Annotated in this window: 9 protein-coding genes and 1 tRNA gene; 3 read left to right on the top strand and 7 right to left on the bottom strand. The window is 70.9% G+C overall.

Annotated features, from left to right (window positions below; translation table 11 throughout):
- Nucleotides 1-14: 14 nt before the first annotated feature.
- Nucleotides 15-701 carry a phosphatidylinositol phosphate synthase gene (pgsA, locus tag ACFY2Z_RS22570; RefSeq protein WP_390745892.1) on the bottom strand — a complete coding sequence of 229 codons (687 nt, stop codon included), beginning with the start codon at nt 699-701 and terminating at the stop codon, nt 15-17.
- Between the two features lie 309 nt (nt 702-1,010).
- Here pgsA and ACFY2Z_RS22565 point away from each other — a divergent pair, with 309 nt between their 5' ends.
- A complete protein-coding gene (locus ACFY2Z_RS22565; protein WP_390746011.1) occupies nt 1,011-3,209 on the top strand; it encodes an elongation factor G-like protein EF-G2 in 2,199 nt (732 codons plus the stop codon).
- 195 nt (nt 3,210-3,404) lie between these two features.
- Nucleotides 3,405-5,063: a hypothetical protein gene (locus ACFY2Z_RS22560; protein ID WP_390745891.1), complete on the top strand. Its 1,659-nt coding sequence runs from the start codon at nt 3,405-3,407 to the stop codon at nt 5,061-5,063.
- A 79-nt stretch (nt 5,064-5,142) separates the two neighbouring features.
- On the opposite strand, the gene ACFY2Z_RS22555 is transcribed toward ACFY2Z_RS22560, so the two are convergent.
- The 4 genes from ACFY2Z_RS22555 to ACFY2Z_RS22540 all read right to left on the bottom strand — a co-directional run bounded on the left by ACFY2Z_RS22555 (nt 5,143) and on the right by ACFY2Z_RS22540 (nt 9,717).
- Nucleotides 5,143-5,703 carry an HIT family protein gene (locus tag ACFY2Z_RS22555; RefSeq protein WP_390745890.1) on the bottom strand — a complete coding sequence of 187 codons (561 nt, stop codon included), beginning with the start codon at nt 5,701-5,703 and terminating at the stop codon, nt 5,143-5,145.
- A gap of 147 nt (nt 5,704-5,850) precedes the next feature.
- Complete coding sequence (gene thrS / locus ACFY2Z_RS22550; RefSeq protein WP_390745889.1) at nt 5,851-7,827, bottom strand: threonine--tRNA ligase; 1,977 nt, start codon at nt 7,825-7,827, stop codon at nt 5,851-5,853.
- A gap of 100 nt (nt 7,828-7,927) precedes the next feature.
- Nucleotides 7,928-9,154: a hypothetical protein gene (locus ACFY2Z_RS22545; RefSeq protein ID WP_390745888.1), complete on the bottom strand. Its 1,227-nt coding sequence runs from the start codon at nt 9,152-9,154 to the stop codon at nt 7,928-7,930.
- Nucleotides 9,151-9,717, bottom strand: a complete 567-nt coding sequence (locus tag ACFY2Z_RS22540; RefSeq protein ID WP_311696071.1) for a DUF4365 domain-containing protein — start codon at nt 9,715-9,717, stop codon at nt 9,151-9,153. The genes ACFY2Z_RS22545 and ACFY2Z_RS22540 overlap by 4 nt, the downstream gene beginning before the upstream one ends.
- 168 nt (nt 9,718-9,885) lie before the next feature.
- On the opposite strand from ACFY2Z_RS22540, the gene ACFY2Z_RS22535 reads away from it, so the two are divergent.
- On the top strand, nt 9,886-10,611 hold the full coding sequence (locus ACFY2Z_RS22535; protein ID WP_390745887.1) for a 3'-5' exonuclease: 726 nt from the start codon (nt 9,886-9,888) through the stop codon (nt 10,609-10,611).
- A 92-nt stretch (nt 10,612-10,703) separates the two neighbouring features.
- Here ACFY2Z_RS22535 and ACFY2Z_RS22530 read toward each other — a convergent pair.
- Nucleotides 10,704-10,775 (bottom strand) — tRNA-Val (locus tag ACFY2Z_RS22530).
- A 39-nt stretch (nt 10,776-10,814) separates the two neighbouring features.
- Nucleotides 10,815-11,261 carry an SRPBCC family protein gene (locus ACFY2Z_RS22525; protein ID WP_390745886.1) on the bottom strand — a complete coding sequence of 149 codons (447 nt, stop codon included), beginning with the start codon at nt 11,259-11,261 and terminating at the stop codon, nt 10,815-10,817.
- Between the last annotated feature and the right edge of the window lie 693 nt (nt 11,262-11,954).

Raw genomic sequence — 11,954 nt, 5'->3', positions numbered from 1 at the left:
CTTGTGCACGTGGTTCACTGCCCCGTCCCGCTTCCGTGCGAGGCGCCCTGGTCCCGGTCGCGCTCCGCGGCCGCGTCCGCCTCGGCGGACTCCCGGCGGACCGTGACGACCCGCTGGACCAGCGTGATCAGGCTGCCGACGGCGACGATCCACAGCGCGATCGGCAGCAGCACCTGGATACCCGGCACGCCGAACTTGTGCAGCCCCGCGACCCCGGCCGCGACCAGCGAGATGACCAGCCGCTCGGCGCGCTCGACGAGCCCGTTCACGGCGACGGGCAAACCGATCGACTCGCCACGGGCCTTGGTGTACGACACCACCTGGCCGCTGGCCAGACAGAAGATCGAGACCGCGCACAGGACGTTGTCGTTGCCGTTGCCCGCGTACCACAGGGCGAAGCCGCCGAAGATCGCGCCGTCGGCGACCCGGTCGAGCGTGGAGTCCAGGAAGGCGCCCCAGCGGCTGGAGCGGCCGAGCTGGCGGGCCATGTTGCCGTCGACGAGGTCCGAGAACACGAACAGGGTGATGACGACCGTGCCCCAGAAGAACTCGCCCCGGGGGTAGAAGACCAGCGCGCCCGCGATCACCCCGGCGGTGCCGATGAGCGTGACCGTGTCGGGGCTCACGCCCCTGCGGATCAGAAACGCGGCGAACGGTGTGAGGACACGCGTGAAGAATGCACGCGCGTACTTGTTCAGCATGGCCTTCCCGACGGTCGGTGAGCCGCGCGGCCTCTGCTGGCCGCCGGCTGGCCCATCGTAGCCACGCGCGTGTGTGCGCGACGGCCGGGCACCCGCGGGCCCGTGTCACGTCCCGGTGGCACCGGGGTCACGGGGCGATCGCAGGGGGCTCCGACCCGCACGTATGGCGGGATCCCGTCCTCCGTATGGACGCACCGTGACGGGAGTGCAAAGCTCGAAGACACCGCGGGCGTCACCGGAACCGCCTACCGCACGCGGGTCCGCATGTCCGCGCCCGCAGAGACCTCACCGTGCACGGGAGGCAAGGCCATGGGCGACAAGGCGAACGCACACCCTGGAGCCGCCGGCAGGGCTACGGCGGCCGACCACCCCGCGTCCGTACGGAATGTGGTGCTGGTCGGTCACAGCGGATCCGGCAAGACGACACTGGTGGAGGCTCTCGCGCTGACGGCGGGAGCGGTGAACCGGGCGGGCCGCGTGGAGGACGGCGGCACCGTCTCCGACTACGACGAGATCGAGCACCGGCAGCAGCGTTCGGTGCAGCTCTCCCTGGTCCCCGTCGAACGCGACGGGATCAAGATCAATCTGCTGGACACTCCCGGATACGCCGATTTCGTCGGGGAGTTGCGGGCCGGTCTGCGCGCGGCGGACGCGGCCCTCTTCGTGGTCTCGGCCGCGGACGGGGTGGACGGCTCCACCCGGATGGTCTGGGACGAGTGCGCGGCCGTCGGTATGCCGCGCGCCCTGGTGATCACGCACCTGGAGGCGGCCCGGGCCGACTTCGAGGAGATGACCCGGATCTGCGCGCAGGAGTTCGGCGGGGAGGACCCCGACGCCGTGCTGCCCCTGTACCTGCCGTTGCACGGCGCCGAGGGCTCCGACGGGCACGCGCCCGTGACCGGGCTCGTCGGACTGCTGTCGCAGAAGTTGTTCGACTACGCCTCGGGCGAGCGCAAGGAGTCCGAGCCGGGCCCGGAACAGCTGCCGCTGATCGAGGACGCCCGCAACCGGCTCATCGAGGGGATCATCTCCGAGAGCGAGGACGAGACCCTCATGGACCGCTATCTGGGCGGCGAGGCGATCGAGATCGACACGCTGACGCAGGACCTGGAGCGCGCGGTCGCGCGTGGGGTCTTCTTCCCGGTGCTCGCCGCCGCGCCCGCGGCCGAGGGCGCCCGCCAGGGACTCGGCACCGTCGAGCTGCTGGAACTGATCACGGGCGGCTTCCCCACCCCGCTGGAGCATGAGGCGGCCGTGGTGACCACCCCGGACGGCAAGCCCCGTGACCTCGCGCTCTGCGACCCTTCGGGGCCTTTGGTGGCGGAGGTCGTCAAGACGTCCTCCGACCCGTACGTGGGCCGTATCTCGCTGGTCCGCGTCTTCTCCGGCACCCTGCATCCCGACGACACGGTCCATGTCTCCGGGCACGGACTGGCCGACCGCGGCCATGAGGACCATGACGTCGACGAGCGCATCGGCGCCCTGTCCGTCCCGTTCGGGAAGCAGCAGCGCCCGCTCTCGCAGTGCATCGCGGGCGATCTGGCGTGCGTGGCGAAACTGAACCGGGCCGAGACCGGTGACACGCTCTCGGCCAAGGACGAGCCGCTGCTCATGGCGCCCTGGGAGATGCCGGACCCGTTGTTGCCGCTCGCCATCCAGGCGCACAGCAAGCCGGACGAGGACAAGCTCAGCCAGGGGCTCTCCCGGCTGGTCGCCGAGGATCCGACCATGCGGCTCGAACAGAACCAGGACACCCACCAGGTGGTGCTGTGGTGCCTGGGCGAGGCGCACGCGGACGTCGCTCTGGAGCGGCTGCGCAGCCGCTACGGCGTCCAGGTCGACGTGGTGCCGCACAAGGTCTCCCTCCGGGAGACCTTCGCGGGCACCTCCGGCGGGCGCGGCCGGCACGTCAAGCAGTCCGGCGGGCACGGGCAGTACGCGATCTGCGAGATCGAGGTGGAACCGCTGCCCGGCGGCTCCGGCATCGAGTTCGTCGACAAGGTGGTCGGCGGGGCCGTGCCCCGGCAGTTCATCCCGTCCGTGGAGAAGGGTGTACGCGCCCAGGCCGCCAAGGGCGTGGCCACCGGGCACCCCCTCGTGGACGTCCGGATCACGCTTCTCGACGGCAAGGCGCACTCCGTGGACTCCTCGGACGCCGCCTTCCAGACGGCGGGCGCACTCGCCCTGCGCGAGGCGGCGGCCGACGCGACGATCCATCTGCTGGAACCGGTCGCCGAGGTCTCGGTACTCGTCGGTGACGACTACGTCGGTGCCGTGATGAGTGACCTGTCCACGCGGCGCGGCCGGGTCCTGGGCACCGAACAGACGAGCGGCGGCCGGACGCTGGTGCGGGCCGAGGTGCCGGAGATCGAGATCGGCCGGTACGCGGTCGACCTCCGTTCCCTCTCGCACGGCACGGCACGCTTCAGCCGCTCCTACGCGCGGCACGAGCCGATGCCGACGCAGCTCGCTCAGAAGATCCGCGAAGAGGCGCAGCGCTCCACGTAGTCCGGGCTGCGCTTCCGGCTCCCCCCGGCGGGCGGCTTCTTGGCCGTCCGCCGACGGATGTCCGTCGCGGCGGATACGCTGATGACCTGATCAAGTTGACACGCGATCACCACGATGACCTGTTCAACAGGTGTGCGGGACAAGGAAGTCGGGAAGGCCGCAGAAGCGGGTTCGGCGGCGAGGGGGCGGGCGGCAGTGACGGACGGATTCGATTTCAGCCCCGGGGCACAGGTGCCCCTCTCGGGCTCCGCGGGTCAGACGGCGGCGACCTACGCCCTGGCCTCGGCGGCCTACCGGGACGCGAAGGTCGAGACGATCCTCGACGCGAACAACGAATGGCACGAGTCGAAGGTCAGCCCTCCCCGACCCTGGGCGAAGCTCTTCCGCCCCAACCTCGGCGAGGCCTTCTCGCTCGCGGTGCGGGACCGCATGCTCGGGGCCGGCCGCAAGCCGCTCATCCAGTCCTTCGGCACCGAGCCGCAGGTGGTCGTGGAGCACTGTCTGGCCGCCCACCGCATCCGCCGGGAGCGCGACAACTGGCTCTCTGCGGTGACGGTGCTGTGCGGGGTGCTGTTCCTGCCCGGGCTGCTGGTGTGGCTGCTGGTCTTCCAGATCCGCGCCACCATCGCCAGGCGGGACGCCAAGCGCGGATCCGCCCTCGGCACCACGCTGCTGGTCGCGGTGGGCGCCCTCGCCGTGATCTTCCTGATCCGGATGCCGTTCACGGGCTTCTGGGCGTGGTACGGGCGCGCGGCGGCGGTGCTGCCCGTGATCGGCTGGTACTGGGCGAAGCAGATCTGCGAGCGGACCGCACGGGACCTGCGCGAGCGCTGGGAGAGCCTGCTCGCCGGCGGCGGCCTGGGCGCGAAGATCCCCGAGGCGGTGCCGGGCAGCCCCGGGGAGAACTCCGCCGAGCTGCTGCGCCAGGCACTGGTCCGGCTGAGCGCCGAGCAGCGGTCCAACTCCGTCTTCTACGCGGGGCCCAAGGGCATCCTGGGCATGGGCACACGCTGGGGCAGCTGGCAGCTCGCCGAGGACCTGGTGCCGCGTGACCCGGACAAGGAGATCCACCCGTTCCGCAGCTGGGACGTGGTCAGGGCCATCCATGACCAGCTGAGCATGCTGGAGCGCGGCCCGCTGAACACCGGCGGCTTCCCGACGCCGTCGATCAAGCACTGGATCGTCAGCCCGATCGGCGAGAAGGCCGCAGAGGTGTCCCGCAGCGAGGGCACGGACGTGGACGCGTACCAGATCAAGCCGCACGCGATACAGGAGATCTGCAACAAGCAGCAGTTCGGCGGCGGTGAGCGGCACTACCTCGGCGTCCAGTGGACGCTGTGGGACGGCCAGCTGGTCCTCACCATGCTGATCACGGTGACGGTGCTGCACGAGACGCTGCGCATCGAGGTCACCGGGCACGCCCTGGGGCCGGTGAACGCACTGTTCACGACCAAGCCCTCGGCACCGACCAAGAAGGTGCAGAAGCAGATCAGGTTCTGGGAGACCCGCGAGGTGAAGCTCCCGCTGGTCGACGCGGACGAGGTGGTGCGCCTGGCGGTCCGCGCCCCGCTCACCTGGTATCCGCCGGTGCTGAACTGGCTGGGCGGCTCGCTGACCCTGCCGGAGCCCTTCGGTCTGCGGCACGCCTGGGCGGACCAGCCGTGGCGCCACCGCTTCATGGCGGACGACGCGCTGCGGGCGGCCACACCGGTGCTGCGCGTGGTGCACGCGGCGGCGATCCGGGTGCTGGAGGAGAACGGCGTGGACACGGAGAAGTTCGGCACGCGGTCGTCGTTCCTCAGCACGCAGGTGCAGGACCCGATGCCGCGGAAGGCCGACCTCTACGACGCATAGCGCGCCTGAACCGGTTCCTGCCGGGCCACCCGGTCGGTCGGGCGGTCCGGCAGCAACCGGAGCTACGAGAGCCTCGCGGTCACGACGTGGTCCAGGCCTCCGCCAGCATCGTGCGGGTGTCGGCCAGCAGCTGCGGCAGCACCTTGGTGTGGCCGACCACGGGCATGAAGTTCGTGTCGCCGCCCCAGCGCGGGACGATGTGCTGGTGCAGATGGGCCGCGATGCCCGCGCCGGCGACCGTGCCCTGGTTCATGCCGATGTTGAAGCCGTGGGCCCCGGAGGCGGTGCGCAGGGCGGTCATGGCCTGCTTGGTCAGCTCGGCCAGCTCCGCGGTCTCCGGCTCCGTCAGGTCGGTGTAGTCGGCGACGTGGCGGTAGGGCACGACCATCAGATGGCCGCCGTTGTACGGGTACAGGTTCAGGACCGCGTACACCTGCTCGCCGCGCTTGACGATCAGCCCGTCCTCGTCGGACTTGGCCGGTATGGTGCAGAACGGGCAGCCGTCGTCGGCCCCCGGACCGGTCGGCTTGTTCTCGCCCTGGATGTAGGCCATCCGGTGGGGCGTCCACAGGCGCTGGAACGCGTCCTGCGTCCCCACTCCGATCTGCTGCTCCGGCTCACTCGTCATGCAGTGCAGCATATGGCTTCACCCGTGTGCGGCGTCGGGGCGGTCCTCGGGGGCCCCGGTCCGACCAGGAACGAGGCAGGGCCCCCGGGGCGCTGAACTCCCCGGGGGCCCTGGCGTCCGTCGCCTACGGGTCGGACGCACATCTCACACCGGCGCGGATCAGACCTGTGCCCGCTCCTCGACGACCTTCATGATCTTCGCGATGGCCTCGTCGAACGGGATGGCGTTCTCCTGCGAGCCGTCCCGGTAGCGGAAGGACACCGATCCGTTGGACATGTCCTCGTCGCCCGCGATGACCATGAAGGGCACCTTCTGCTTCTGGGCGTTGCGGATCTTCTTCTGCATCCGGTCCGAGGAGGAGTCGACCTCGACGCGCAGGCCCTTCTTGCGGGCGGCCTCGGTGAACCTCTGCAGATACTCGACGTGCGCGTCACCGATCGGGATGCCGATGGCCTGGACCGGTGCCAGCCACGCCGGGAAGGCGCCCGCGTAGTGCTCCAGCAGCACCGCGAAGAACCGCTCGATGGAGCCGAAGAGGGCGCGGTGGATCATGACCGGGCGCTGCTTGGAGCCGTCCGCGGCCGTGTACTCCAGGTCGAAGCGCTCCGGCAGGTTGAAGTCCAGCTGGACCGTCGACATCTGCCAGGTGCGGCCGATCGCGTCCTTGGCCTGGACGGAGATCTTCGGACCGTAGAAGGCGGCGCCGCCCGGGTCCGGGACCAGCGGGAGGCCCTGCTTCTCGGCGACCTGGCGGAGGGTCTCGGTGGCCTCCTCCCAGGCCTCGTCGGAGCCGACGTACTTCTCCGGGTCCTTGGTGGACAACTCCAGGTAGAAGTCGGTCAGGCCGTAGTCGCGCAGCAGGTTCAGCACGAAGGTGAGCGTCTTGTCGAGCTCGTCGCCCATCTGCTCGCGCGTGCAGTAGATGTGCGCGTCGTCCTGGGTGAAGCCGCGGGCCCGGGTCAGACCGTGCACGACACCCGACTTCTCGTACCGGTACACGGTGCCGAACTCGAACAGGCGCAGCGGCAGTTCACGGTAGGAGCGGCCGCGCGCGTCGAAGATCAGGTTGTGCATCGGGCAGTTCATGGGCTTGAGGTAGTAGTCCACGCCCTCGTCGAGCTGCATGGGCGGGTACATGCCGTCGGCGTACCAGTCCAGGTGGCCCGAGGTCTCGAAGAGCTTCCCCTTCGTCGCGTGCGGGGTGTAGACGAACTCGTAGCCCTCTTCCTCGTGGCGGCGCCGCGAGTAGTCCTCCATCACACGGCGGACGATGCCGCCCTTGGGGTGGAAGACGGCGAGGCCGGAGCCGATCTGCTCCGGGATGGAGAACAGGTCCAGCTCGCTGCCCAGCTTGCGGTGGTCGCGCTTCTCGGCCTCGACGAGGAAGTCCAGGTACGCCTTCAGCTCGTCCTTGGACGGCCAGGCCGTGCCGTAGATGCGCTGGAGCATCGGGTTCTTCTCGCTGCCGCGCCAGTAGGCGGCCGCGTTGCGCATCAGCTTGAACGCCGGGATCAGCCGGGTCGAGGGCAGGTGGGGACCGCGGCAGAGGTCCTTCCAGCACAGCTCGCCGGTCTTGGCGTCGAGGTTGTCGTAGATCGTCAGCTCGCCGGCGCCGACCTCGACGTCCGCGCCGTCCTCGCTGGACGCCGAGCCCTTGAGGCCGATCAGCTCCAGCTTGTAGGGCTCGTCCGCCAGCTCCTCGCGGGCGGCCTCGTCGGTGACGACACGGCGGGAGAAGCGCTGGCCGCGCTTCTGGATCTCCTGCATCTTCTTCTCGACGGCCTTGAGATCCTCGGGCGTGAACGGCCGCGCCACGTCGAAGTCGTAGTAGAAGCCGTCCTTGACCGGCGGGCCGATGCCCAGCTTGGCCTCGGGGAAGATCTCCTGCACGGCCTGCGCCATCACGTGCGCGGTGGAGTGGCGCAGGATGCCCAGGCCGTCCTCGGAGGAGATCTCGACGCCCTCGACGGTCTCGCCGTCCTGGACCGCGTAGCTGAGGTCCTTCAGTTCGCCGGCCACGCGCGCGGCGATGATCGAGCGCTCGCCGGCGAAGAGGTCGGCGGCCGTAGTGCCCGTCGTCACCACGCGCTCTTCCCGCTCGGAATCGCGTTGGATGATCACACGGACGTCTGACACCGGTCTCTCCTGACTGCTGGCGGATGCGGCGCCATACCTGGAGCGCGCGCATGACTGGGATCGTACCGACCCACGGCCGCCCACCGCGAAACGGTCGCGGTCAGTCCTCCTCGCACGCCCCCTCGAAGAAATCCGTGTCCTTCGCGTTCTCCTGGAGCGACTTCATCAGCCGGTCCCGCTCGGCCTCGTCCACCCGCACCGGGGCCACCCCGGACGCGTCCGCCAGGCGGCGGAAGCCGCCGCGGCTCTCCAGCCGCCCGTGCACCCGCACCGGCAGCCCGGCGAGATGGGCCTGGCCCGCCGTCCGGTACGCCTCCTCGTCCAGGGTCATCCGTACGTGCGGCACCTCGGCCCCGGCGATGACCCGCAACCGGACCGTGCCCTCGCCGCCCGGCGCCGACCGGCGCAGCCGGACGACGGTACCGGTGATCCGCACCCGGACGGACGGCTCCTCGCGCAGATAGCGGGCCCCGGCCTCGCGCAGCACGGGCAGGTCGCCCGGCGAGAACTCGACCGGTTCGACGGGCGTCGCACCGCCCTCGGGCACGCCGACGGCGGGTGCCCACTCGACGGCGATACGGGCGCCCTCGGAGCCGCGCACAAGCGCCACCAGGGCCTCGGTCAGCTCACGGCTCACGCCCGCCTCGACGGCGGCGTCGAAGGCGTCCATGCCGCCGGTGGCGCGCTGGTAGTCGACGGCCTCCCGGGCCGCGTAGAGCGCCTGGTGCAGACGTACGGCGAGCGGCCGGCCGGTGGCGACGGGCACGAAGGCGGTGAGCCTGCGGCCGCCGGGGGCGGCGCCGACCAGCACGTCGTCCAGGGACGCGACGGCGGGCCTGCGGTGCCGGGCGCCGTAGTAGCCCGCCCGTGCGCGGGTGGCGAGCGCACCGGCCAGCAGCATCCCCCGGGCGGCGGAGCGCAGCTCGTCCTCCACGGCCCAGGGCGCGGTGCCCACGGGCCCCGTGGGCACGTCTCGCCACCAGTGGATCTCGTCGCTGGGCACGGAGAGTCCGACCAGCACGTCACGGGCGGAGGGCGAGCCGCTGCGGGAGAGGGCGACAAGGGCCTCGCCGAGCAGGTCGTCGCTGTCGGGGAAGGCCCGGCTCTCCGGCACCAGCAGGCTGGTGCCGCCGCTGCCCGGACCGGGCGGGGTCCACCGGCCGTAGCGTCCGGGGGCGCCGCCGCGGCGCTGCCAGCCGTGCCGGTGCAGGAGGGCGCCGAGTACGGCGGGATCGACCTGGTCCGGCGCGGGCGGCTGGTTCCACGGCTGCTCCGCCGGGTGTGGTCGCACGGCGCGCAGTGGCTCGTCGAGGGGACGGTGGGTCACGGTCTGCCTCCCGTTCCGACCCGGGTCATGATCTCGCACAGGGCACGGTCGTCGAAGATGCGCGCGGTGGGGATGCGCACGGTGGTGCGGTGCCGGCCTGTGATCGGATGTCCGGCCAGATTGATCCAGTAGCAGCAGTGCCGCAGGTCGAGGCGGTCGTGGCCGGCCCGCAGCCACTGCTCCTGGGACCTGGGCACGATCATCACGACGAGGATCTTGTGCACGGAGACGGGGGTGCGGGCCAGCTTCGCCAGGTGCTCGTTGTCGAGCGTGAAGGAGAAGAAACGCCCCGGCGGATTCGGCGGGATCTGGTAGGTGGCCTTGAGCTGCACCTTGATGGTGACCTCGTCGTCGACGGTGTGACCGGGGGCGCTGTGGCTGACGTGCCAGTCGATGCCGTTGTCCGGAAAGGGCTGGGACAGCGAGCAGCCGGCCGCGGCGGCGACCGCGTGCAGATATCCCACCTGCAATGTCTCCATGCAGGCGGTGGTGGCGAGTGTGCCGCGAAGGGGGCCCGTGCGTTCGGGCAGCAGCCCGCCCCGCTCGGGCTGCGCTATCGCCATGACCAACAGCCTTCCCCGTCGGATCGATCCCCGTGACGGGCCGCTGAACTGCAAAGACCCGTACTCCTGTTGTGTCCTTCCGGCGTACGACGCAAACAGCCCGGGTATCACCAAACGGGCAGAAGACGGTACGTCAACTGCCGAAGGTGAACAAGGAGTTGAGTTCGTATGGCGTGCTGGTACGAGGGCCCCTTGGCCGCGTTCGACACGGAGACCACGGGCGTGGACGTCGAGACCGACCGGATCGTGTCGGCCGCCGTCGCCGTCCAGGACGCACCGGGCACCCGACCGAGGGTGTGCCGGTGGCTGGTGAACCCGGGTGTGCCGGTGCCCGCGGAGGCGACGGCTGTGCACGGGCTGACGGAGGAACATCTGCAGCGCAACGGCCGCTGGCCGTCGCCGGTGATGGAGGAGATAGCCAGGGAGCTGGGCGAACAGGCCGCACTGGGACGGCCGCTGGTGGTGATGAACGCGCCGTTCGATCTGACGCTCCTGGACCGGGAGTTGCGCCGCCACCGCGCCTCCTCGCTGGACCGCTGGTTCGCGTCGCAGCCGCTGTGCGTGCTCGACCCGCGGGTCCTCGACAAGCATCTGGACCGCTACCGCAAGGGCCGCCGCACCCTCATCGATCTGTGCGCGCACTACGGCGTGGTCCTGGAGGGGGCACACGACGCGGCGGCGGACGCGCTGGCCGCACTGGAGGTCGTACGGGCGCTGGGGCGTCGTTACGCGAGCCGTCTGGAGCGGCTGACGCCGGTCGAGCTGCACACCCTGCAGACGGGGTGGCATGCGGCGCAGGCGCGGGGGCTGCAGGCGTGGTTCGCGCGCAGCGGCTCGGACGAGGTGGTGGACCCTGCCTGGCCGCTGCGCCCGGGGCTGCCGGCGGCCGCCTGACCCGGGCCCACGGAGCGGGATCCGTCCCGGCGCCCCAGCACCTCGGCACACGAAAAAACCGGTCCGTCTGTGACGGACCGGTCTCCTCCGGGTGGGCGATACTGGGTTCGAACCAGTGACCTCTTCGGTGTGAACGAAGCGCTCTCCCACTGAGCTAATCGCCCGGGAACGCAGTGAACAATACAGGTCCGGGACCGGTTCGTTCAAACCGTTCGGAGGTGCGCGAGCAGTCCCCTGTGCCCCGCCCGCATCATGAGCCGGTGGTTCACCCGGAAGACTGGCCGCCCGGCCACGGCCCAGCGCCTGAGCAACGGCTTGGTGACCTCGACCTCCTGGTCGTAGCGGACCAGGGTGCCGGAGGCGGTCGCGGTGACCGTCCACCGCGCCCAGCCCTCGAGATCGCCGGAGAGCGCGGCCTCGAGGACCCCGGCCGCAGGATCGCGCCGCGCCTCGCGCGCGGTGAAGGTGATGTCGTACGGCAGCAGCGAGCGGACCCGGACGATGTCGGTGGTGTCGTCGAGCCGGATCACCTCCCGCACCTGACGCCACCATCTCGGGTACTCCTCGGCCCGCTCCAGGACCGCGTACACGGCGGCGGGGGGCGCGGGCAGCGGCCACAGGCTGCGGAAGCGGTAGTGGTTCGGGTCCATGCGCAGAGTCTGCCCGGGAGTGCCCCCGGTTTCTGAGTAGGCGTACTCATGCCGTACGCGGTGCGTCGGACCACACTGACGGGTGCGAGCGCCGTCGCCCGTGCGGCGGCGCTCCACGGCCCGGCCGTTCGTCGAATTCCCGGCCCCCACTTGGAACTTGAGGCCGAGCGGAACGCCCCTTCCGCCGCACTCCCGGGGAATCCGAGGGCGTTGTGGAATACGTCCGCGGGATTTCCGTCGGCCGCCCGGTCCAGGGCTTCTCCCAAAAGGCCGCGCGATACCGGAAGTCCGTGTTCCTCTCGACCTCCGGGGACTTCTTTTCGGAGAGGCCGGCCTAACGACTCTTCCGGACCGATTGATTCGGCCCGGTCGATCGCGGGCGGTCGACCGGGAGCGGTCGAACCGGACTGCCTGAATCCTCTTCGCGCACGTCGGCGCTGACAGGACGCGGCGGATCGTGACCGTTTCTGGCGCCGGTGCGCCCCGGCAGTGAATCGATTCGGGAAAGCGCTTGCCGAACGCATGCCCGGAGGGGCACATAAGACGAGGGTGGCGGGGGGGGGGGGGGGGGCGCGCCCCCCCCCCCCCCCCGGGGGGGGGGGGGGGCCGGGGCGGCCCCCCCCGCCCCCCCCGGGGGTAGTCCGACGGGCCCCCCCCGGGGAAAGACCCCCCGGCCGGGGGGGACAACACCCA

Source organism: Streptomyces sp. NPDC001222 (genome assembly GCF_042896945.1).
In the GTDB taxonomy this organism is placed as follows: Bacteria; Actinomycetota; Actinomycetes; order Streptomycetales; family Streptomycetaceae; genus Streptomyces; species Streptomyces gibsoniae.
Note: the sequence above shows the minus strand (reverse complement) of the source record. Positions and strands in the feature narration are given on the sequence as shown.